Here is a 21,226-nt window from a genome sequence, read left to right as displayed (position 1 = left end):
TCAGTGACATCGGGTTTTTCGGACGAGGTGGAGATGAGCGACCAGCGTGCCGTCGCCATACAGCGCTTGGACCCGGTGGTAGAAGTCGTTCTTCTGCGGCCTCGCGCCGGTGCGGCGAACGAGGTCCTTGGCCAACTCGTCACCGAAGGCACGGATCTTGAACATCGCGGCCTGGGCGTCGACATAGACGAGCAACTCAGCGCCCGCGCCGTACCAGACCAGTAGCGGATGCTCCTTGAGGAACCCGAAGTTGGCGGACTGCTCTGCCAGACGTCGTACCTGTCGAGGATCCACGACACTCCACGTCGCTAGCCGTCGGTGAACACGCCAGGATAGGGAAGATCACCGGTCTGCGCAGCCCCCGCCACGCGCGGTGACACCTATCCGACAGCACGTTCTAGCAGAACCTGTGTTCTACGAAGGTGTCGCCCGGACCTATAGGATCGAAATAGGGCTCGACACAAGTTCAGCGCCGACGGAATCACCGTCAGTAGCTAGCGTCGGGAGCAAGCTGAGGTGGGAGGTGGTTAGCGTATGGCTACCGCGCACGATGTCGCTGCCACAGTGCTCGGCAACCTCGGCAGCGTCACTGCTATGAAGCTGGAGAAGCTGGTCTACTACTGCCAGGGGTGGCATCTGGCACGTGAAGGCACCTTGCTGTTCCCCGAGCCGATCGAAGCTTGGCGGGAGGGGCCGGTGGTGCCGCCCCTCTACCGGCACCACCGTCGGCAGCTCACCGTGTCTGACTGGCCGCACGGGCAAGCCTCCCACCTGACCCCCGACGAACGAAGAACCGTCCGGTGGGTCACAGATCAGTACGGAAAGTTCTCGGCGAGCCAGCTGTCCGTTATGACACACAACGAGCTTCCCTGGCGGGCTGCGCGGGGTGGGCTTCCCGAGTCGGCCAACTCGTCGGCGAGGATCAGCACCGACCTCATGCGTACCTACTACGCCCGGCAGATCGCAGACTCGGAAACTGCCGTCGGTCTCGCAACCGCGAACGCTGCCCTGGAAGGCGCTGAGTTCGATCAGAACTGGCAGGACAAGCTTCGCGACGTGGCAGCAGGGGTGATCAGCGCGGACGACCTGATCTCCGAAGAGATTGCCCGCCTCAAGGGTGACTGATCCGTACTGCTGGCCGGGGAACCGACTGCCTCAAGAACAAGCTGGGCATCACCGACCCGGACCTCCTCCGGGAAGCCGAGTTTCGCCTGACCTCGATCCGGGAGGTTCAGGCATCGCGCATGATCATTCCCGGCAACTACGGCCTCGACCATCTTCAGACGTTCCACCGGCAGCTCTTCGGAGATCTCTACGAGTGGGCCGGACAGACCAGAACCGTCGACATCAGCAAGCCGGGAGCGCGCTTCTGTCACTGGCGCTTCATTGACGACCAGGTCAGCGCGGTCCTTGGTGGATTGACTGCGGATGGCTTTCTCCTCGGCCTCAAGCACGAAGTGTTCGTCGAGACGCTCGCGCACTACTACGGCGAGCTGAACGTGTGTCACCCGTTTCGCGAGGGCAACGGCCGGACCATCCGTTCCTTTCTTCGGCAACTTGCCGCCGCTGCGGGCTTTCTCCTCGACTGGTCGGAACTCAACGAAGCCGACAACATCGAAGCGTGCCGTGTACACCTGGCCACGACCGACACCGGGCGCCTCGTCGCGGTCCTGCGTCCAGTCGTCCGCCGATTGACTGATGTTCCTCGACGTGCGATGTGGGATGGTCGGAGCCCACCGGCATGGCTTGGCGAAGCCCTACAGCAGGCCCACCGCCTCCCGGCTAGCCGGACCAGGTACGTCCGGTCACCCCGCGGCCTCTATTGCCGCCTCCACCTTGTCCAGATAGTTGAACCACCACGGTGGGTTGTGGGACCACCACCCGTGGTCAGTTTCCCAGTGCACGGACCTTGGCGATCGTCTCCTGGACGTGCTGCTTAGCCGGCTCGCCGCCCTGGGACGCCTGCGCCAGAGCTTGCCGGTACGCGTCGATCATGCCGACCAGCGGCCCGGCGGCAACACCTTCCAGCGCACCGGCGACAAGGGTTCGCGCCTCGGCCGCGTCCTGCGCTGCCGCTGCGGTCTTGGCCTTCGCCTCATCGAGCTTCTGCGACGCCGCCGCCAACTTCGCGATGATCTGCGCTGCGCTCACGCGCATCCTCCCCCTGGTCGACCATCGCCTCCACCACCTCACCGGCGGAGACCACAAGGGAGCGTACGAGATCCACGCACCCAGCGCGACCGCTCGATCGCCCAATCATGATGTGCGCGGTGTCCCCGCCGCCCAAGGCGAAGATCACTTGATGCTGACCAGCCAGGGCAGGCCCTCGGCAACTAGTACGCATCAAGTGATCAAGGAATCGACCAGGAACCCCGGCCGGAATCTCTAGATCTTGGACACTTTCCGTTCTCGGCTAACGGAAACTGTCCAGGATCTGGCCGGGTTCACCGAAACCGGGGCATCGAGGGGGTCAGCGCTCGGCGACGAACACGCCGACACCGCCGACGCCCTCTACCAAGCCCTCAATCTTGAGCGCGTTGATGGCTTGGCGAACGACGATGGCCGAGACGTCGTGCTGACGGCACAGCTCGGAGGTCGAGGGCAGCTTGTCCCCCGGCGCGAGTTCGCCGGACTGGATCTGAGCGCGGATGCCGTCGGCGATCAGCGCCCACTTGGCTTTGGCGGGCATTGGTGTCTCCCAGGTCTGCCCCGCCATTCGATCACGAGCAACTTTGTATAGCAAGCGATGTGCAGTCAACGCTTGCGCATGCATGACCTGTTATATACGCTTCCCTCTGACCGGCTCCCAGGTCTGCAAACCCGGAGTTGGTTCTTTCCCCACCGCGCAGGAAGCGCCCGGTCGGTCGGTCCCCCCGTCCGGCCGGGCGTGCCGGGGCACGCCCGCACGACGCCCCACCGCACCGCCGCCCCACCGCACCGCCGCCCCACCGCATCGCCGCCGGGCGGCACGTGCCGCCACGAGCAACGCCCTGACCAGCAAGGAGACGACCGGACGGGAGCACCCGATGCCCGATCGACCCGACGACCAGCCCACCGACCCACCCTCCCGACACGCTCCAGCCCAGCGTCTCGTGTCCGAGCAGGACGTCGAGGACGCCGACGACACCCTCTTCGCCCATCCGCCGCGCGTGGTTCGCCGGTGGGTCTGCGGCTGCGGCAGGGACTACCCGTGCACCGACGTGCTCTTCGCCCGCCTGGTCAAGGCCACCGCCGAGGCGGAGCAGTGAGCTGCCGAGGCCGCCGATGAACGCGGATGATCTGCACGCGCACGCCAATCAGCAGGTCATCGAGGCGAGGATGCGGGTCGCCGAGCACGTGACGGAGGCGTACACCGGGATCTGCCGGAGCTGCGGACGGCCTGGCCCGTGCGACGAGCAGCGGGCCGCGCGGGCCCGGCTGGCGCACTTTGGCGGCCCGGTGGACGATCTGCGCGACGCCTGGCTGGCCACGATCGCCGCCGCCGACCGGGCCGGTGCGCACCTGCACGGTGCGGGGCCACCCGGCCGGAGGCTGCCCTGGCAGGACGCGGTCACCGAGTGTTGGCGGGCGCTCGGTCTGGTCTACGCCGGCCTGGCTGCCGATCGAGCATCGCCGGTGACCGCGACAGCAGGTGAGCTGCTCGCCGGGCTGCGCGCGGCTCGGGTCGACGCTGACCGGGCCGCCGCGCTGGCCGCCCGTACCCGGTGGCGGTTGGCGGCGGCCGAGGACCGGCTGCGGCGTACCCACATCGTGGCGGACGCGGTCGCGGCCCGGCACTTCGCGGCGGCCATCACCCGGTTGGACCTGGTCGTCACCCGGCTGGCGATCGGCGGCTGCCGCATCGACCGCTCGGTGGCGGCGTTGACCGGCGAGCCGGCCGCCCCCGCACCCAACGCGCCAAGAAGCACCACCAGCACCAGCACCAGCACCAGCGAGATCGCACGCGGCTGCCGGGTGGCGAGCGGCCTGGTGACCAGGCGACGCCGACGGAAGAACCCACTCACGATGATCAGGGGGCGACAGTGGTGAACGACCCGCACGCAGCGCTGCGCGGCCTTCTGACGGGACGGCTGCGCGGGCACGAACGGCGGCTGCGCCGTTTCACCGAGGCGGACTGGCGGCGGTACGCGGACCTGCTCGCCGGAGCGCTGCTGGTGGCGGTGCGGCGGCGGTTCGTCGCGGGGCAGGACCGGGCGCCGGTGATCCGGTTCGTGGCATCCGCGCGGGAACGCTACGACGTCACCGGAATGGACGTCGAGCCGGCGCTGGCCGAGGCGTTGGTGTGGGCGGCGCTCGGTGAACGCCCTCCGGTGCCCGACGACGCGCCGGCCATCGTCGCCCGGACGGTGCTGCTGCTCGGCCTGTTGGAGGACGAGGGCTGCACCGACCGGGAACGGGACGACGTCCTCGCGGCGGCGGCGCACACCGCCGACAACGCCGCACCGGGCGGGAACGAGCACCAGGCAGGCGCACGGGACCAGCAGGAGACCCACTAGGACGCCACCACCGGGGACCTTCCGCAGGATCGTCGGCCGGCGGACCAAGACCAAGACCAGGACGACAATTCCCCGACGACTCTGGCACGCTGGCGGGCGTCACGGCGGGGAGGAAGGGACCACGGGGTGGAAGGGCTCAGCCGCACCCAGCGGCCACTGGACCACGATCAGGTGCAACGCTTCGTCGCGGCGTCGTTCGGCGCGGACCGCCGGGTCGTGGACTGCGGGCCGATCCTGGGCGGCGGCTTCGCGACGGTGTGGCGGGTGGCGCTCGACGACGGGCGCGAGGTCGTGTTGAAGGTGGCACCACCACCCGACGCGCCGCTGCTGCGCTACGAGCGGGGGCTCGCCGCCGCCGAAGCCCGGTATTTCCGCCTCGTGGCCGCGCGTGCGCCGCAGGTGCCGGTGCCGCCGCTGCTGCACCACGGCGACGATCCGGAACTCGGCGAGTGGCTGGTCACCGGCCTGCTGCCCGGACGGTCGCTGCGGGAATGGTCGGAGGGCGAGCAGCACCTCGACGACACCCCGGCCCGCTACGACTTCGGCGTCGCGATCGCCGCGCTGCACCGGGTGACCGGCGACCACTACGGGTACGGCGGCGGCCGGGCGAGCGGCGCGACGTGGCGTACGGCCTTCGCCGCCATGCTCGACGACCTGCTCGCCGACGCGGCGGACTGGGACGTACGACTTCCCACCTCGCCGGCGCGGATCCGGGAGTTGCCCGAGCGGTACGCCTGGGCCCTGGACCAGGTACGCCGGCCGGCGCTGCTGCACTTCGACGGCTGGGACGGCAACGTGCTCGCCGAACCCGGGCCTGCGGGCACCCTGCGCCTGCGCGGGATCGTGGACGGCGAGCGGTTCCTGTTCGGCGATCCGCTGCTGGACCTCGTGTCACCCCTGCTGTATCGCCGGGTGGAGGACGACCCCGACCACCCGTTCCTGCGGGGCTACCGCGCCGCCGCGGCCGATCCGGTGGTCTTCGACGAGTCCACCCTGCGGCGGCTCAGCCTCTACCGCCTGCACCTGTACCTGTTGATGACTGTCGAGATGCCCAGCCGGGGAATCACCTGGGAGAATCGCCCGGACCGGTTCGAGCGGCTGGCCGACCTGCTTGATCAGGAGCTGACCGAGCTGCGGCGTGCGAGTCCGTCGGCCATCGCAGGCGGTACCGGCTGACGTCCTCGGAGGCGGCCACGCCCGCCCTCATGAACATCGTCAGCACGGCGTCGCGCGCCCGCCGCTCGCGGGCGCCGGTCGGAAACTTCAGGCTGCCGGTACGGCGAGCGAGCCCGGCGACCGTCGCCACCCGTGGCTCACGCAGCTGTTGGAAGCGCACGAAGGCGTCACCGACGTCGTCTGTCGTGGCGAGACACCGGGCCAGGACCAGGGCGTCTTCGAGCGCCATGGAGCTGCTCTGCCCGTCGTGCGGCGGCATCGCGTGCGCCGCGTCGCCGACCAGGCACATCCGACCGCGGCTCCACCGTGCGGGCGGGACGAGGTCGTGCACCGGCCACCGGATGATCGGGCCGGTGCTGGCGTCGATGATGGCGGGGATCGGCGGGTGGTCTGAGCCGTGCAGCTCGACGAGCCGCTGCCGCCACCGGTCCATCGGATCAGCCCGTGGCCCCGCCACCACCTCCCCCTCGCCCGTGAGCAGGCTCTGGAACCAGACCACCTCGCCGTCCGGCAACGCCTGATAGCCGAAGAACGCGTTGGCGCCGAACGTCAGACGCAGCACTCCGTCCGGTGCGATCCCGTCGACCCGCGGGGCCGAGCCGCCGCCGTCGAGGACTCCGGTGAATCGAGCCGGCGGATGCTCGGGGAACATCGTCCGACGCGTGTACGAGTGCACCCCGTCGGCGCCGATCAAGAGGTCACCGCTGTGACTGGATCCGTCGGCGAGGGTGGCGACGACCCGGTCGTGCCCGTCATCGCGCAGCCCGACGACCCGCTCACCCTCGACGATACGGACGCCGGCGCCACGGGCCGCCTCGCGCAGCACCTCGCCGAGCCGGTCCCGGCGGATCAGCGTGCTCACCTGGTTGTTGCTGCCGATCTCCCGTCCCCGGTGGTCGTAAAAGGAGATGCGGTCAGTCGGCGTGCCGGCGGCGTCGACCGCGGCGAGCAGGCCCAGGTCGCGCAGCACGGTACGGCCGTTGTCGGCCAGGCTCAGGTGCGACCCGAGGGGCCGCTCGCGCGGCGGCCGGGCCTCGAGAACCGTCACGCGCCACCCGATCCGGCGCAGGAAGAGACCGACTGCCGTTCCGGCGATTCCCGCCCCGACGATGACGGCGTGCGCGGGATTGATCATGTCGGGCCAGCCGTCATCGGTGGCCCGAAAGGACTCGTCGTACCCATTTTGTGCCCCCGTGTGGCGGGTGCTGTGGGCACGTCCGCCGCCCCGACCGTAATCACGGCGGCCATCGTGGTCAAGACAGCAAGATCCATCAATATGAGGGTTGACACCGGCATAGACGGCCGGAATGCTGTGGGGGTCCTGCTAACCGAGGCGGGGCCACGTATCCGGGGGAATCGGCCTTTCACTGCATTCGCCTGTGCGCGGCTCCATGGCCATCACTGGAAGTCTCTCCGCCAGCGAATGCTCCGAATAGGACGGCCGTCGTCCATGGTCGCTGTCGGGTGCTGCGGTACTGCCGCGAAGAGCATCCGAAGTAGGGCCTGGGCAATTGTCGCACCAGCTCGGTCGATCGCTGGTCGGACTGCTGCACGGTGATTCCACCCGTCATCCGACGGTGGCGCGTCATGCACCCCTAAGCACGGCGCAGGGCCGCAGCCTCACTTCCGACAACCGTATTCTTCGGGAGGTGTCGTGATGAAGAACAACTCGGCCGGCTGACGCAACCAATTATCTTTCGTCCCGATGAGCGTGTGTCGCGTCGCGGCACACGCTCATCGGCAGCGCAACCGTTCCCGCTCGGGAAGGAACAGGTGTGACCCCGGAGACGACCTACCCGATGACCCTCGGCCAACTATCGGTCTGGCGGGACATCGAAAAAATGCATCCGGAGAAGTGGTGGGAGGGCAACCTCTGCTTTTCCTGGTCGTTGCCGGAAAATGTGACCGCGGCGGACGTCTGGCGCGCGGTCGGAGCACTCGGCATGCGGCACGCCTCGCTGCGCACGACGTTCGACGTCGAGGACCCGGGAGATCCGCGCCAGCGCGTCGCGGTGGATTCCCCCGCCGACGTGGTCGAGGCGGTACGACAGCCCGACGGCGAGACGGGGATGTCCCGGATCGAGACCGAGGAGATCCAGCGGCCGTTCACGCTCACCACCGACCTGCCGTGGCGGGTGTGGCTGACCGAGAGCGACGGCCGCCCCCGTGAACTGTTGGTCGTCATCCACCACATGGCGGCCGACGGCGCGGGCATCAACACCATGGAGCGGGACTTCTACGCCCTGCTGGCCGGGGAGGCGCTGCCACCGGCGCCGCAGCCGGCCGACCTCGCGACGCGGCAACGGTCCGGCGAGATGGACGCCAGACTGCTCGCCGCGGAGTCGTACTGGCGCAAGGTGCTGGCGGGGGCACCCCGGCGGACCCCGCCCGCGCCGGGGCCGGTGCTCCGGGCGACGATGCACACCGGCATCCCCGAGCCCATCCTCCGCCAGGCGGCGCGCGGCATCGGCGTGACCGTGGCAGGGGTGCTGCTCACCGCGTACTGCCGGGCGATCATCGCGACGGGCACCACCAGCACCCCGGTCCTGCTCTACCCCATGTCGTCCAACCGTTTCGACCCGGCGGTCACGTCGCTCGTCACGTCGATGAACCAGTGGGTGCCGCTGCTGGCCGCGCCGGAACCGGACGAACCGTTCGCGCACACCGCGCGCGCCCTGTACGTACGGAACATGCGGGCCCTCAAGCACGGGGTCTACGACCCGGACACGGTGGCGCGGATTCGCGAGGACGCCGAACGGGAGGGCGGCCCGCTCGACCCGGGGTACCACTTCACCTTCCTGCTGCCCCCGATGGTGGTGCAGCCGCCGGAGACGATCCAGGAATCGCGGATCGAGTGGCACGTGCCGATCCGCTCGACCGGGCCCGGCTTCTACCTGATGGCCAACGCCGACACGACGGTCCGGCTGACCGTGCGGGTGATCCGCGAAGGCTACCAACGCGCGGAACTCGACGCTCTGCTCGTCGCCATGCGCGATGACCTGCTGAAGCTGGTCGGCGCGAGCGCGGAGGCCGCCGGATGACCACGACCGCGCCGCCCACCACCCCGGCGGTCACGCCGAGCCTGTGGCGTCACCGGGACTTCATGACGCTGTGGACCGGCCAGACCCTCAGCGAGACCGGTTCCGCGGTGTCCACCCTCGCCGTCCCGCTCATCGCGGTGTCCGTGCTGAACGCGTCCACGTTCTCGGTGAGCCTGCTCCAGGCCGCCGGGATGGCGGCGTACCTGCTCGTCGCGTTGCCGGCCGGGGTGATCGTCGACCGGATGCGCAAGCGGCGGCTGATGGTGTTCTGCAACCTGCTGCGGGCCCTCGCGATGGGCACCATTCCGCTGGCCTTCTTCGCCGGTGAACTCACCATGGCGCAGTTGTGGCTGGTGGCGGCCCTGTGCAGCGTCTGCTCCGTCTTCTTCGAGGTGGCCTACCAGTGCTACCTGCCGACTGTGGTGCGCTCCGACCAGCTGCTGGACGCGAACGGCAAACTCAGCACCACGTACTCGGTCGCTCAGGTGGCGGGTATCGGGCTCGGCGGAGGACTGGTCGCGGTCTTCGGTGCGGCGCGGACGGTCCTCATCGACGCCGCCTCGTTCGCGGTCAGCGCCGTCTCGCTGCTGCTGATCCGCCGCAAGGAGCCGGAGGTGGCCGTACCGCAGGGCCCCCGGCCGCGGCTGCGGGAGGAGATCTCCGCCGGCCTGGCCTTCGCCTTCCGGCATCCGGTGCTGCGGAAGATCGTCGCGGCCAGCGGCACCCTGAACGTGTTCAGTCAGGTGATCTACGCCCTCTCGGTCATCTACCTGGTCCGGGTCCTCAAGCTGACGCCGGCCGAGGTGGCCGTGCAACTGGCGCTGGGCACGGCCGGCGGCATCGCCGGCGGACTCGCCTCCGGCAGGCTGGCTCGACGGATCGGCACCGCCCGCATCATCTGGGTCTCCCTGCTCGGGCTCGGCTGGACGATGCTGCTGGTGCCGCTGGCCGAGCCCGGCTGGCGGGTCGCGTTCTACACCGTCGGCATGACCGGCTTCGCCGCACTCTGCGCGATCTACAACGCGGCCCAGATCAGCTACCGGCAGCAGATGTGCCCGCCGGAACTGCTCGGCCGCCTCACCGCCGGGGTCCGCTGGATCGTGTGGGGCGCCCTGCCGATCGGCGCGGTCCTCGGTGGTGTGCTGGGCACCTGGCTCGGCGTCCGCGAGACCCTGGTGATCGCCGCCCTCGGCGTCTGGGCCTCCGGGCTGTGGGTCTACTTCTCGCCGCTGCGGAGAATGCGTGACTTCACGCCCGTCCCCGAGCCGGCCAGCCAGGCCTGACAGCGAGTCGCCGGCGAGGCGCGGAGACGTCAGCGGTTCGGGCCGGCCAGCGCCGCCCACGTACGCGCCACCCCGGTGGGCAGGTCGGTGACGGGGTGCCAGTCCAGCATCGCCGACGCGCGTCGGACGTCGAGCCAGATGTCGCGCCGGTCGAAGGCCCGACGGTCCGCGTACCGGATGGTCAACGGCCGACCGACGGTCGCCCTCACCACCTCCAGCAGCTCGGCGAGGGAGGTGGGATGGCCGGCGCCGACGTTGAGGACGGCGCCGTCGAGCGCCTCGCGGGTGTCGCGGTCCAGGTGACGGTCCCACACCGCCAGCAGGGCGGCCACGACGTCGTCGATGTAGACGTAGTCGCGGCGGGTGACCGGGTCGCCGAACACCTGCAACGGCCGGCGCGCGGCCGCAGCCTCCAGCCAGTGCGACACCACGCCGAGCCCACCCTCGGCGCGCTGGCCGGGCCCGTACACGTTGGACGGCCGCAGCACGACCGGCCGGAGGTGGTCGGCGGCCTCGCGCAGGGCCTGCTCCTGGGCCAGCTTCGCCCGGCCGTAGACGCTGTCGGGGCCGAGTGGGCCGGTCTCGTCCACCGGTGGCGGCACATCCGGCCGGTACGCCGTCCCGCCGGATCCCAGCAGGACGAAGGTGGGACGGCGGGCGCCCAGCTTGCACGCCTCCAGTGCGGCGGCGAGGGCACGCTGGTCCAGCTCGACGAGTTCGGGCTGGCTGACGGCCCTCTTCGGCGTGACCGTGCCGGCGGCCCAGAAGACCAGGTCCGCCCCCCTGATCGTGTCGGCGTAGCGGTGTTCCTCGACGGCGTTGCGGGGTCGGGTCACCCGGTGCGGAGGCAGGCGGCGGCGTTCGAGCGCACGGCACAGACTGGCGCCGATGAACCCGTCCGACCCGACGACCACCGTGACCGGGGCGGGGACGGCGCTCACCCCGGGACCTCGGTCTGCACGGCGCGGGTCGCCAGGTCGGCGGCGTAGTCGGCGGTCCCCTCACGGGCGGCCAGCAGGTTGCGGTGCAGGGTCTCCAGCAGGTCGAGGGAGTATCCGCTGTCACGCCACTCCTGCTCGGTGACGCCGTAGCCCAGCCGACGCCACAGGTCGGCGTTGACCTGCTCGTGCGCGCCGAAGGGCGCCAGCAGCACGATCGGCGTGGCCGACCAGAGCGAGTCGATCAAAGTGCCCCCGCCGGTCTTGCAGAGCATGGCGACGCGGTGTCGGGCGAGGTCGAACGAGTCGTGGTACGCCGCACCCCGTCGGTACCGCACCGCGCCGTCCGGAAGGATCTCGCCGAACGGTGGGAAGCCGTCGTCCTGCCAGGCCTCCCACTCCGGGTCGATCATGAAAGCCCGGCAGCCGGGGGGCAGCTCGGACACGTCGGCCGGGTCGTGGGTCACCACGTCGACCAGCAGCCCCGCCCGGGCGAGATCCGCCGCGCGGTCCCGGTAGGTGCCCAGCCCCCAGCCGCCGCCGTGCGCCAGCAGGCGGGGCTCCCGCCGCTGCCACGGCACCGGGCCCTCGTCGCCGACGCGGATGCTCGTCGGCGCGGTGCCCCGCTCGGCGTCGAACATCCACACGTGACGGAAGCGCTCCGTGCGGGCCCGGAAGAGGTTGAAGGAGGCGGTCGGCGCGGCGTCGAGGTGACAGATGTCCACCCGAGGCGTTCGGGACGTGAGCGCCTCGTACCGTTCGACGACGGGCACCCAGAAGCCGGAGAAGATCACCACCTGGTCCACGTCCGCGGCCCGCCACCGGTGCAGCAGTTGATCGACAGCAGCGTCGTCGAGCGCCGGCATCTGATCACGCACCATGCGCTGGGCGGCCACCGCGAGCTTGAAGTTCCCTCTGAAGGCCAGCTTGGCGGCCCTCAGCCGGTCGAGTTCGTCGGGTCGCAGCAGCCGCTCGAACACCTCCACGCGCACCTCGATCCCGAGGGCCCGCAACCGACCCGCCAGGATGAGGGCCGGTACGTGGGTGCCGAGCGTGGCGCCCGACGTCAGCAGCACAGTGGCCATCGATGCTCCGATCGTCGGGAGTCAGGTGACGAGACTCGGGGCGCCGGCCGTCGCGACGAGCAGGTCGCCCACCTGCGCTTCGAGGGCGACCCGGGCCGCGTCGTCCGGGGCGAACACGGCGAGAAAGAGCCGCCCACGGGGCGGGGTGAGCGTCCCCGAGGCCAGCGGCAGCACCCCCGGCTCGTCGCCGCGAAACAGCAGCTTCGCGTCGTCCAACGCGGACACCAGCCTGGCCACCGTGTCGCCGGGCCGCACCGGCGTCGTGCGGCAGCGCAACCAGGAGCGCAGGCCGACCGTCCGGGCCCGCCGGTCGAGGTGCAGGTTCAGCAGGCCCATCGATCGTCGGGCGTTGATCTCCAGCACCGGTACGACCGTGCCGTCGCCCAGCCGCAGTCCGTCGACGCAGACCGGCCCGGTGTAGCCCTCGGCCGCGAGCGCCGTCCCGACCCGCGCGATCACCTGCCGGTGCGCGGTGGTGTCGAGGCTCGCGTGCTGATCCGCGGGGAGCGGACCGGAGCCGCGGTAGGCGAACTCGGCGTTGTCGACGTGCTGTACGCCCCGCCACCGCACCGCGCCGCTCGGGTCGACCTCAAGGTGGGTGGAGAAGCTGAACGCCTCCGCGAAGAGGGGTTGCACCAGCAGCTCCACCCGAGCCCCGCGCGCGACCTGCCGCTCCAGGTGCCGGACGACCGTGTCCAGCACCCGAGGGTTGCCGACCCGCAGGGCGCCCCGGCCGGCGACCCCGTACGGATCCTTGAGCACGACGTCGTCCGGCGCGTCCTCCACCAGCCGCCGCACCTGCCGGGGCGTGGTGGCCAGGACGGCGGCGCCGGGCAGGCCGGCGTCCCGAACCAGGTCGTTCGACCAGACCTTGGAGTTGACGCGGGCGACGACCTCGACGGCGGGGACCGTGGCACGCAGGCCGAGTCGGCGCACCGCCACGGAGGTGTCCGGCCGGACGGCGTAGAACGCCGCGGCCCACCCGGACATCTCCGGCAGGGACGTGCCACCAGCCGACGCCAGCCGCTCCTCCACGGTGGCGTCCTGGTGACCCGGCACGGCCGCGACCCGTGGCGCGATGCCGGCGACCGCCAGCGCCTCGACCAGGGCCTCGTCCATCGGCTCGGCGGTGAGCAGCAGATCGCCCGGAGCGCACCCGACCGCCAGCAGCTCGTCCATGCCGCGACGTCCCCGGCTGCCACCTGCCGCCGGGCCGGCGGGCAGCCCGGCGAGATCCTCCGGCCGCCACGCCGCCTCCGCGTCGAACGAGCCGAAGTGAACGGTCCCGCTCACCTCACCGACCATCGCCGTCGAGGGCGAAATGGCAGAACGCCTTCACCGACTCCAGGTGGATGCTGTCCAGCGACTCGAAGTCGATCTCGACGTCGAACTCCTCCTCGACGGCGAGCAGGAACGTGATCATGTGCAGCGAGTCGATTCCGAGGTCGAGCAGCAGATTCGTGTCCGCCGTCACCTCCTGGGCCAGCGCCGGATCCTCCAGAACCCGCGCGAGCAGGACCGCCATGCGGGTGACCACCTCTGCCATGCGTTCACTCCCCGCTCAGGTAGAGAAGGATGCACTTCGAGCACACCGGCATGAGGCCGCTGTCGCGCAGGATGCCGCGGACCCGGGTGAACCGCTCGCTCTGCCAGATGTCCTGCATGGACTGCTCGCTCAGGTCGCCGATGACGAACTCGGGGAAGAACTTGCACGAGCTGACCCGGCCGTCGGCGTGGATCTCGATCCGGTTGGACACCGCCAGGCAGCGGCTGCGCCGCTGGGCGGGACGGGACGTGCCGCGGATGAAGTCGTCGATCTCATCCTGCTCGACCTGCGGCTGGTAGCGCACCCGCAGATCCCACACCCGGCTCGCCAGTCGGGCCATCGACTCCTTCAGCACCGGCAGGTACTGCTCGGGCAGCGCATAGGTGTACGAGTGCCACGTCGGCTTGTCGCCCGGCTCCGGCGGGTTGAGCCACGAGAACGACTCCTCGTAGAGCCGGTCCATCGCCGACGCCGTCTCCGGGCTGATGTACCAGGGCAGCAGCCAGTAGACCGAGTTGAAGCCGGTCTGCTCGGCCCACTCGGTGAACTCGTACATGCGGCCGACCATGTCCTCGCTGACCATGCACGCGACGGACAACTCGCCCTGGTACTCGCCGCGCCGTTGGAGGTCGAGCATCGCCTCGACGTTGCGCAGGGTGCGCCGGAACGATCCCTTGCCCCGCAACGCCTCGTGCTCCGGCTCGAAGCCGTCCAGGCTGACCAGCAGGTTGAGTCGTGGCCCGATGGCCAGCAGGTGTTCGGCGTTGCGCTCCATCAACAGGCCGTTGGTGCACATGTTGACGACTCGCGGCACGGCGCCCAGCAGCTTGGCGATCTCTCCGAACCGGGAGTGCATCAGGGGCTCACCGCCCCACAGAAAGACCTTCGCCTGCTCGGGCGCGGTCGTCTCCAGCACGTCCCGGACGACGTCGAGGTCGAGTTCGGAACGCCTGCGCTGGCTGTCGTAGTTGTGGAAGAACCCCTGCTCGTTCCACTGGAAGCAGTGGTGGCACCGCAGATTGCACCGGTAGGTCAGCTGCATGCTGACCTCCTGCGGCAACGCGGTGGCGTAGAGGGGATCCGCCGCCAGGTTACGGCGCGTCGCCGACCGGATCGCCACCGTCCGGCGCAGATCGTGCAGTTCCCCGGACGTGAAGACCTTGTTGGTACGTGGGTAGGACATGCAGGCTCCCCGCTCGTCTGCCACGAAACGGTCACTCCTGCGCGGGGCAGGGGACATCGCTTCGCCAGATTCGTGATTGGATCGGGGGCCGTTCGCATCCCTACATGCGCACGAACCCCCGGTATCACACAAGGAACCGGCGGCGGCAGTCCGACGTGGATGTGAGTGTCCTGCTCACCCCCCCGCCACGGGTCGTTCACCACACTGACACATGAGGTCTTCGTCGTAAACCCCGCGTGCTCCGCCTTTCGGCCACTCGGCTGCGCCTCAGCGCAGGGCGCGGAACAGCAGCAGGTAGGCGCAGTAGCCCAGCGGCACCAGCAGGAAGCAGATCAGGAACCCGAGCGGCAGGTACCGGGGTGGGGTGCCGGCGACCATGGCGGGTCTCCCCCATCGGCCCAGCACCAGGTACCCGCCGAAGAACGCCAGCGCCGGCAGCCCCGCACAGATCCACGCGCCGAGGGTGAAGCCGTCGACCAGGCCGACCCCGGAGGCGAGCACGAGGGTCAGCATGAGCACCCCCGCCGCCGCCCCGCACGCGGCGTAGACGGCGACCGCCCGCGCCAGCGGCGACCACGTCGGCAGCAGCGCCGGCCGTTGGGCAAGCAGCTCGGCCTGCTGCCCGTGCCGGTCGGCCTCGTCGGCCATCCGCCGGGCCAGCTCCAGCTCCACCACCGGGTCGACCGCCGCCGCCCGCTGCGCCGGCACCCCGGCGCCCGCCGGGCTCACCGCCGTCGGCAGCGCCAGCGGCGACTGCACGACCGGCAGCTCGGGGTACGCCCCGACACCCGCCCGCCCCGGCACGCCGGCTGCGCCGGCGGACCCGCCGTCCCCCGATCCGCTGACGATGGGCGAGCCGGTCGGCGGCGGCGAACCGGGCCAGGTGGTGGCCGGCCCGGTTGCCGGCGGGCGGGGCGGGACGCCCGTACTCGTTCCCGGCGCGTCGTTGCCCGGTGCGGCGGTCGGGCCGGCCGGTGGCTGGTCGATGCCGATCGCGCGGCCGAGCTGGTCGAGGCGGTGGCCCTGGGCGGTCAGCCGCTGGTGCAGGTAGTCGGCGGCGGCGTGCAGGTCACGGCGGCGCTCGGACTCGGCTGCGGCGTCCCGCTCGCCGGCGCGACGGTGCTCGGCGAGCTGTCGGGCCAGCGCCGCGTACTCCTCGAAGGACACTGTCAACGCTCCCCGTGCGGCTCGTGCCCGTCGCGGGCGAACGGCACGATCAGCCTGGTGCGCTGGTCGTGCCGGTCGACCAGCAGCGCCCGGTCGGCGCGCGGCGTGTAGGCCAGGTCGTGCACCCCGAGGTGCAGGGCCAGCTCGGCGCCGGGCACGTTGAGCGCGACGAGGCAGGCGACGTCGTCGCGGTTCTGGGTGCCGCCGAGGTCGTCGGAGAGCCGCCGCAGGCCGCGCCACCAGCCGAGCAGGTGCACGCCCTGGGCGGGGCCGTGGCGCAGCAGCGTACGCAGGTCGTCCAGGCCGGAGCGGAACGTGACCGGGTCGGCCGCACCGAGGACCGGAGCGGCGGCGTCCATCCCGAACACCACCAGGTATTCGCGGCCGACCGGCTCGGCGGCCAGCGTGGCGATCCGGTCGCGCAGCCCGGCCGCGTCGAGGCGGTGCACCGGGTGGCCGGCGGCCCGCAGCGCGGCCTCGGTCTCGGCCGCGATCGGGTCGGCGGCGGTGACCAGGGAGGCCACCTGGAACCGGGCGTCGCCGGGGGTGTGTTGACGGGCCAGGCTCAGCGCGGCGGCGCGCAGCACGTCCGCGCCGGCCGGTGCGGTGCCCACCACGGCGAGGTGCCGGCCGGGGGTGGAGTCCATCAGGAACAGCGCTGTGGTGCCGTGCACGTCGACCGTCCGGCCGACCAGCGCCATGGGGCGTCGGCCACCGGGGCGCAGCCCGGCGAAGGTGGGATCGTCCTCGACGCGCGCCGCCTCGTACCCCTTGAAGACCGCCGGGGCCCGCGAGCCCGGCGGGCGGGCCTGCCACAGCTCGTGGCGCAGCGCGGCGAGGTCGGCCGCGGCGGCGTGCGCGTCGGGGAAGCGCAGCACGGTGTCGGCACCGACCGCGCCGGCGGCGGTGTTGACCACGGCCGAGCCGATCGGCAGGGCCGCGGCGGCGTCGTTGAGCTGGTCGAGGACACCGCCGCCGCCGGGCAGCGCCACGCGCAGCGCGAACTGCCCGAAGATCGCCTCGGCCCGACCGTAGAGCGCCTCGATGCCGGTCATGCTCTGACTGGCCAGCACCAGGTGGATGCCGTACGAGCGGCCCTTGCGGGCCAACTCCTCCAGCAGGTCGACGGATTCGCGGGCCAGCGCGTCGTTGCCAGCGAGCAGCACGTGGAACTCGTCGATGACGGCCACGATGCGCGGCAGCGGATTGTCCCGCGGCAGGTCGGCGAGCTTGGTGACGCCGTGCCGCTTCAGCGCGGTGGCCCGGCGCTGTGCCTCCCGGCGCAGCTCGCGCAGCACGGCGAGGCCGTACTCGCGGTCGGATTCGATGCCGACGGCACGGGCGTGCGGCAGCCAGGACGGGTCACGCCCGGTGGGCACGAACTCGGTGAAGCTGACGCCCTCCTTGAAGTCGAGCAGGTAGAGCTGCAACTCGGCCGGCGAGTAGCGCGCGGCCAGCCCGTAGAGGACGTCGAGGAGGAAGACCGTCTTGCCGGCGCCGGTACGCCCGCCGACCAGCCAGTGCGGGGTGGCGTCGTCGAAGGCGACCGTCAGCGCGGTGTCGAAGGCGACGGTCAGCGGAGTGTCGAAGGCGACCGTCAGCGGCGCGGGGCCGGCCCGGCCGACGACGGTGCGCAGCCCGTTGGCCGCGGACTCGGCCCAGCGCCGCTCGGGCAGCAGCTCGGCGAAGGGCAGCGCCTCGGCGCGGCGGGCGGCGGCGCCGAGGTGCTCGGCGAGCGCGCGGACCGAGGCCGGCGGCGGGTCGCCGTCGAGCAGCACCGGGGCGGCGAGACCGCTGTCGTCGACGCTGAACGGGACGCCGGGCGGGTCGCCGACGTGCGCGTACCCCTCGCTGATCCGGAGGGCTGTGGTGCTGCCCAGCGGCGGTGCGGTCTCGCCGGGCAGCCGGGACGGATGGCCGGCGAGGAGCACGCAGACGGCGGCGGCCGGGCCGGCGTGGGTGAGCGCGGCGAGCCGGGCCAGCTCGCGCGGCGGCGGGGCGGCGGTGGCGACCACCAGCAGCAACTGCCGGGTGGAGGGATCGGCGTGCTGGGCGGCGCGGGCGTGCCGTTCGGCGGCGGTCAGCAGGGCGGCCACCTCGGATTCGCTGGTGGCCGGCGGGTCGAGCACGCCGGCGTCGAGCAGCGGGCGCAGCGGGCCGAAGGTGGCGCCCAGCGCGGCGGTGTCGATGCCGGTGACCCGGACCCGACCGGGTGGCGCGGTCGCGACCAGCCGCAGCACCAGCGCCCGCAGCAGCGCGGCGACGCGCCCGTCCCGGGCGTCGGTGTCCAGTGCCAGGTGGTGGCCGCCGCCGAGCGGCAGCAGGACCGGGAAGCCGCCGTCCGGAGTGGACGCCTCGCCGATGCGCACCGCGGCCGGTGTGTCGGTCAGCGCGGTGGCGCCGGGGGTGGGGGTGGCCAGCGCGCCGCCGAGGCGCGCGAGTCGGGCCACGAGGTCGCCCCCGCCCGCCTGCGCCGGCGGAGCAGGCGCCGCGCCGAGCACGCCCCGGGCGGCATCCAGGTGTACGCGGGCCGCCCGGTGGGCGGTGACCGCCTGCCCGTACGCCGACGCGAGCCTGCCCACGCTCTGCCTCCCACGCCACGGCCGTCCGGTTCGCCGAAACCCTAACGGACAGCGGTGACACCGGGACAGTAGCGACCCGCGCTTTCGCGGCGGCCGACGCCGTGACACGCCCACAGCGCGCCGGGCCAGCGACGTTCACAGTTGTCGATTAGGTTGGCGGTGCGTACACCCGATGGAGGGAGTCCACCTCGTGCGACGAGTCCTCACGGCGGCCACCGCCGCCCTGACCCTCACCACCGCCGGCACCATGCTCACCGGCGCACCCGCCCCGGCCGCCCCGACGGGCTGGGGCCGGCCCGTCGTCTCGGTCGCGCCGCAACCCGGCGCTCCCGGCCTGGGCGACACCTACTACCCCGACTACGGCAACGGCGGCTACGACGTCTCGCACTACGACGTCCGGCTGCGCTACGACCCGGCCACCGACCGGCTCACCGGCACCACCACCATCCTCGCCACCGCGACACAGGACCTCTCGGCGTTCAACCTGGACTTCCTGCTCGACGTCGAGTCGGTGCGGGTCAACGGCTGGGAGGCCGGCACCGCCAGGGCGGGCACGCACGAGCTGGTGGTCACGCCAACCCGCACGATCACCCGGGGCCAGCAGCTCACCATCGTGGTGCGCTACGACGGCATCCCGTCGGAGACCCTGGTCGGCGGCTACACCGGTTGGACGCGCACCGACGACGGGGCGCTCGCGGTCAACGAGCCCGAGTCGGCGTGGTGGTGGTTCCCGAGCAACGACCACCCGCTGGACAAGGCCACCTTCGACATCTCCGTCTCGGTGCCCACCGGCGTCGAGGTGATCAGCAACGGCGTGCAGCCCCGCCCGCCGGCGGCCGAGGCCGGCAACCGCACCCGGTGGATCTGGCGGACCACCTCCCCCACCGCCACCTACCTGGCCTTCATGGCGATCGGTCAGTACGACATCGTCACCGACACCACGCCGGGCGGTCAGCCGGTGATCAACGCGTACAGCACCTCGCTGGGGGCGCTCGAGCCGGCCGCGCGGGCGAGCATCGAGCGGACCGGCGAGATCGTCGACTGGGAGAGCGGGATCTTCGGCCCGTACCCGTTCGAGGCGCGAGGTGGCGTGGCCGGGCCGGTGGACGGCATCGGCTTCGCCCTGGAGACGCAGACCCGCCCGGTGTACGGCCCGGGTTTCTGGCGTCGCGGCGCCAACACGTACGTGGTGGCCCACGAGAACGCCCACCAGTGGTTCGGTGACTCGGTCTCGGTGGCCGAGTGGCGCAACATCTGGCTCAACGAGGGCTTCGCCTCGTACGCCGAGTGGCTCTGGTCCGAGGAGCAGGACGAGGGCACCGCGCAGGAGGTCTTCGACTTCACCTACGCCAGCTACCCGGCCGACGACGAGTTCTGGCAGGTGCTGCCCGGTGACCCGGGCGCGGACCGGGTCTTCGACAACGCGGTCTACGACCGGGGTGCGATGACCCTGCACCAGCTCCGGCTGGCCGTCGGCGACGACGCGTTCTTCGCGATCCTGCCGGCGTGGACGGCCGAACACCGGCACGGCAACGGCACCATCGAGGAGTTCCAGGCCCTGGCTGAGCGCATCTCCGGTCTGGACCTGGACGAGCTGTTCACCACCTGGCTGTTCACCGCGGGCCGGCCCGACGTGGCCAGCGCCGCGCGCAAGGCCGCGCCGCCGGCCGAGCCCAAGTCGTGGGCCAAGATCCGCGAGTCCCACGAGTTGCTGTCGCACTAGCGGCAGTCGTCACCCGCAAGGCCCGTCGCCCAGGCGGCGGGCCTTGCGGCGTTTCCCGCTGGTCCCGCCGGAGCGATCTCACCTGCCAACGCAGCGTCCCCCGTCGCCCCTCCCCCACGCGTCCTTTGCTCTGCTTCAACGGACGCAACACCGGTTGTCCGACTATCGGACGGGCGGTGTTGCGTGGAGTGAAGCAGAGCAAAGGACGCGCGAGGGAGGCTGACCTCCGGGTCGGAGTCGTCGCCAGCGGCCGGATTCAGGCGGGCGGCTCAGGACGCCGGCGCCACCGGACGGCCCACGGTCGCCGGGGACCCGGCCGCCTCGGCCGTGCTCGCCTCGACGGCGCGGATGTGCCGGTAGGCGAACCACAGCGGCGGGAACGCCCCGACCGCGAAGGACAGGTCGATGAGTGTCCAGAACCACGGGATGTCCCGGATCGGGCCGCAGATCAGCGCCAGCGGAACGATCCCTGCGCAGGCGATCATGCCGACCTGCACCACCCAGACGTTGCGCACCGGGTCCCGCAGCGGCCCCCAGAACGCCACCGCCAGCACCAGGTGGGCGAAGGCCAGCCAGTCGGTGCCGTAGAGCAGGAACGGGTAGTCCTGCCCCGCCGTCACGAGTCCGGTGTGGACCCGCTCGATCCAGTCGACCAGCGCCGGCATCTGGCCGGCGAGCGGGTCCAGCGCGCGCAGCAGCCAGCGCACCTCGATCTCCAGCGGGAAGGCGGTGGCACCGCTCAGGAAGAGGCCGATCAGCACGATCCACAGCCACCGACGCGTACGCCGCAACCGCTCCTCGATGTCCATGACCGCAGCGTATCGATGATCTTGGCACCGGTTCGTCCCGCCAGCGGTGACCGCTGTCTCACCGGCGTGGGGGGGGGGGGGGCGGGGGCGGGGCCCCCCCCCGCCCCCCCCGGGGGGGCCCCCCGCCCGCGCCCCCGCCCCCCCACGCGCGCCGGCGCGCACCCGGGCGGGGGGGCGGCGGGGGGCCCCGCGCCCGC

At 71.7% G+C, this 21,226-nt stretch carries 21 protein-coding genes; 9 read left to right on the top strand and 12 right to left on the bottom strand.

The annotated features are described in order from the left end of the window. Window positions 1-294 carry a hypothetical protein gene (locus ACFYPR_RS11510; protein WP_355067186.1) on the bottom strand — a complete coding sequence of 98 codons (294 nt, stop codon included), beginning with the start codon at window positions 292-294 and terminating at the stop codon, window positions 1-3. A 240-nt stretch (window positions 295-534) separates the two neighbouring features. Between ACFYPR_RS11510 and ACFYPR_RS11505 the strand changes: the two genes are divergently transcribed. Both ACFYPR_RS11505 and ACFYPR_RS11500 read left to right on the top strand, forming a co-directional pair. Further along, on the top strand, window positions 535-1,125 hold the full coding sequence (locus tag ACFYPR_RS11505) for a type II toxin-antitoxin system antitoxin SocA domain-containing protein (protein ID WP_354861018.1): 591 nt from the start codon (window positions 535-537) through the stop codon (window positions 1,123-1,125). A gap of 119 nt (window positions 1,126-1,244) precedes the next feature. Then, entirely contained in the window at window positions 1,245-1,940 is a 696-nt protein-coding gene (locus ACFYPR_RS11500) for a Fic/DOC family protein (RefSeq protein ID WP_387259694.1), read from the top strand. On the opposite strand, the gene ACFYPR_RS11495 is transcribed toward ACFYPR_RS11500, so the two are convergent. Both ACFYPR_RS11495 and ACFYPR_RS11490 read right to left on the bottom strand, forming a co-directional pair. Beyond that, window positions 1,888-2,157 (bottom strand): DUF6244 family protein, encoded by a 270-nt coding sequence (locus ACFYPR_RS11495; protein WP_363938840.1) that lies wholly within the window; start codon window positions 2,155-2,157, stop codon window positions 1,888-1,890. The genes ACFYPR_RS11500 and ACFYPR_RS11495 overlap by 53 nt on opposite strands. Window positions 2,158-2,470: 313 nt before the next feature. Next, the gene (locus ACFYPR_RS11490) at window positions 2,471-2,716 is read right to left on the bottom strand and encodes a winged helix-turn-helix domain-containing protein (RefSeq protein WP_039906608.1); all 246 of its coding nucleotides are present in this window, start codon (window positions 2,714-2,716) and stop codon (window positions 2,471-2,473) included. 310 nt (window positions 2,717-3,026) lie between these two features. On the opposite strand from ACFYPR_RS11490, the gene ACFYPR_RS11485 reads away from it, so the two are divergent. The 4 genes from ACFYPR_RS11485 to ACFYPR_RS11470 all read left to right on the top strand — a co-directional run bounded on the left by ACFYPR_RS11485 (window position 3,027) and on the right by ACFYPR_RS11470 (window position 5,672). Then, entirely contained in the window at window positions 3,027-3,248 is a 222-nt protein-coding gene (locus tag ACFYPR_RS11485) for a hypothetical protein (protein WP_387259691.1), read from the top strand. Between the two features lie 16 nt (window positions 3,249-3,264). Then, window positions 3,265-4,029: a hypothetical protein gene (locus ACFYPR_RS11480; protein WP_387259688.1), complete on the top strand. Its 765-nt coding sequence runs from the start codon at window positions 3,265-3,267 to the stop codon at window positions 4,027-4,029. Continuing rightward, window positions 4,026-4,496, top strand: coding sequence for a hypothetical protein (locus tag ACFYPR_RS11475; RefSeq protein ID WP_354861028.1), 471 nt, complete (start codon window positions 4,026-4,028; stop codon window positions 4,494-4,496). Before ACFYPR_RS11480 ends, ACFYPR_RS11475 begins: the two co-directional genes overlap by 4 nt. A 126-nt stretch (window positions 4,497-4,622) precedes the next feature. Next, window positions 4,623-5,672: an aminoglycoside phosphotransferase family protein gene (locus ACFYPR_RS11470; protein WP_354861029.1), complete on the top strand. Its 1,050-nt coding sequence runs from the start codon at window positions 4,623-4,625 to the stop codon at window positions 5,670-5,672. Here ACFYPR_RS11470 and ACFYPR_RS11465 read toward each other — a convergent pair. Next, entirely contained in the window at window positions 5,560-6,807 is a 1,248-nt protein-coding gene (locus tag ACFYPR_RS11465; protein ID WP_387259685.1) for an FAD-dependent monooxygenase, read from the bottom strand. The genes ACFYPR_RS11470 and ACFYPR_RS11465 overlap by 113 nt on opposite strands. A gap of 640 nt (window positions 6,808-7,447) precedes the next feature. Here ACFYPR_RS11465 and ACFYPR_RS11460 point away from each other — a divergent pair. Beyond that, entirely contained in the window at window positions 7,448-8,713 is a 1,266-nt protein-coding gene (locus tag ACFYPR_RS11460; protein ID WP_387259682.1) for a condensation domain-containing protein, read from the top strand. After that, window positions 8,710-9,996: an MFS transporter gene (locus ACFYPR_RS11455; protein ID WP_354861033.1), complete on the top strand. Its 1,287-nt coding sequence runs from the start codon at window positions 8,710-8,712 to the stop codon at window positions 9,994-9,996. Before ACFYPR_RS11460 ends, ACFYPR_RS11455 begins: the two co-directional genes overlap by 4 nt. A gap of 29 nt (window positions 9,997-10,025) precedes the next feature. On the opposite strand, the gene ACFYPR_RS11450 is transcribed toward ACFYPR_RS11455, so the two are convergent. The 7 genes from ACFYPR_RS11450 to ACFYPR_RS11420 all read right to left on the bottom strand — a co-directional run bounded on the left by ACFYPR_RS11450 (window position 10,026) and on the right by ACFYPR_RS11420 (window position 18,497). Continuing rightward, the gene (locus ACFYPR_RS11450; protein ID WP_387259680.1) at window positions 10,026-10,937 is read right to left on the bottom strand and encodes an NAD-dependent epimerase/dehydratase family protein; all 912 of its coding nucleotides are present in this window, start codon (window positions 10,935-10,937) and stop codon (window positions 10,026-10,028) included. Further along, on the bottom strand, window positions 10,934-12,019 hold the full coding sequence (locus ACFYPR_RS11445; RefSeq protein ID WP_387179941.1) for a hypothetical protein: 1,086 nt from the start codon (window positions 12,017-12,019) through the stop codon (window positions 10,934-10,936). The genes ACFYPR_RS11450 and ACFYPR_RS11445 overlap by 4 nt, the downstream gene beginning before the upstream one ends. 21 nt (window positions 12,020-12,040) lie before the next feature. Then, window positions 12,041-13,312, bottom strand: coding sequence for a hypothetical protein (locus tag ACFYPR_RS11440; protein WP_387259677.1), 1,272 nt, complete (start codon window positions 13,310-13,312; stop codon window positions 12,041-12,043). Window position 13,313: 1 nt separating this feature from the next. Then, entirely contained in the window at window positions 13,314-13,565 is a 252-nt protein-coding gene (locus tag ACFYPR_RS11435) for a phosphopantetheine-binding protein (protein ID WP_354861041.1), read from the bottom strand. A 4-nt stretch (window positions 13,566-13,569) separates the two neighbouring features. Beyond that, window positions 13,570-14,748 carry a radical SAM protein gene (locus ACFYPR_RS11430; protein WP_354861043.1) on the bottom strand — a complete coding sequence of 393 codons (1,179 nt, stop codon included), beginning with the start codon at window positions 14,746-14,748 and terminating at the stop codon, window positions 13,570-13,572. Window positions 14,749-15,015: 267 nt separating this feature from the next. Next, entirely contained in the window at window positions 15,016-15,915 is a 900-nt protein-coding gene (locus ACFYPR_RS11425) for a hypothetical protein (RefSeq protein WP_363939105.1), read from the bottom strand. Between the two features lie 2 nt (window positions 15,916-15,917). Then, complete coding sequence (locus ACFYPR_RS11420; RefSeq protein ID WP_387259672.1) at window positions 15,918-18,497, bottom strand: FtsK/SpoIIIE domain-containing protein; 2,580 nt, start codon at window positions 18,495-18,497, stop codon at window positions 15,918-15,920. A 190-nt stretch (window positions 18,498-18,687) separates the two neighbouring features. Between ACFYPR_RS11420 and ACFYPR_RS11415 the strand changes: the two genes are divergently transcribed. Next, a complete protein-coding gene (locus ACFYPR_RS11415; protein WP_387259669.1) occupies window positions 18,688-20,220 on the top strand; it encodes a M1 family metallopeptidase in 1,533 nt (510 codons plus the stop codon). Between the two features lie 269 nt (window positions 20,221-20,489). Here ACFYPR_RS11415 and ACFYPR_RS11410 read toward each other — a convergent pair whose 3' ends face one another. Next, window positions 20,490-21,029 carry a hypothetical protein gene (locus ACFYPR_RS11410; protein ID WP_354863216.1) on the bottom strand — a complete coding sequence of 180 codons (540 nt, stop codon included), beginning with the start codon at window positions 21,027-21,029 and terminating at the stop codon, window positions 20,490-20,492. Between the last annotated feature and the right edge of the window lie 197 nt (window positions 21,030-21,226).

This window comes from Micromonospora sp. NPDC005254, assembly GCF_042872525.1.
Lineage (GTDB): Bacteria > Actinomycetota > Actinomycetes > Mycobacteriales > Micromonosporaceae > Micromonospora.
Note: the sequence above shows the minus strand (reverse complement) of the source record. Positions and strands in the feature narration are given on the sequence as shown.

Bases quoted from the DNA above. Each gene is read 5' to 3' on its own strand.
- ACFYPR_RS11490 (WP_039906608.1), bottom strand. From the start codon at position 2,716: ATGGCGGGGCAGACCTGGGAGACACCAATGCCCGCCAAAGCCAAGTGG.
- ACFYPR_RS11465 (WP_387259685.1), bottom strand. From the start codon at position 6,807: ATGATCAATCCCGCGCACGCCGTCATCGTCGGGGCGGGAATCGCCGGA.
- ACFYPR_RS11455 (WP_354861033.1), top strand. From the start codon at position 8,710: ATGACCACGACCGCGCCGCCCACCACCCCGGCGGTCACGCCGAGCCTG.
- ACFYPR_RS11435 (WP_354861041.1), bottom strand. From the start codon at position 13,565: ATGGCAGAGGTGGTCACCCGCATGGCGGTCCTGCTCGCGCGGGTTCTG.
- ACFYPR_RS11430 (WP_354861043.1), bottom strand. From the start codon at position 14,748: ATGTCCTACCCACGTACCAACAAGGTCTTCACGTCCGGGGAACTGCAC.
- ACFYPR_RS11445 (WP_387179941.1), bottom strand. From the start codon at position 12,019: ATGGCCACTGTGCTGCTGACGTCGGGCGCCACGCTCGGCACCCACGTA.
- ACFYPR_RS11485 (WP_387259691.1), top strand. From the start codon at position 3,027: ATGCCCGATCGACCCGACGACCAGCCCACCGACCCACCCTCCCGACAC.
- ACFYPR_RS11480 (WP_387259688.1), top strand. From the start codon at position 3,265: ATGAACGCGGATGATCTGCACGCGCACGCCAATCAGCAGGTCATCGAG.
- ACFYPR_RS11410 (WP_354863216.1), bottom strand. From the start codon at position 21,029: ATGGACATCGAGGAGCGGTTGCGGCGTACGCGTCGGTGGCTGTGGATC.
- ACFYPR_RS11505 (WP_354861018.1), top strand. From the start codon at position 535: ATGGCTACCGCGCACGATGTCGCTGCCACAGTGCTCGGCAACCTCGGC.
- ACFYPR_RS11495 (WP_363938840.1), bottom strand. From the start codon at position 2,157: ATGCGCGTGAGCGCAGCGCAGATCATCGCGAAGTTGGCGGCGGCGTCG.
- ACFYPR_RS11500 (WP_387259694.1), top strand. From the start codon at position 1,245: ATGATCATTCCCGGCAACTACGGCCTCGACCATCTTCAGACGTTCCAC.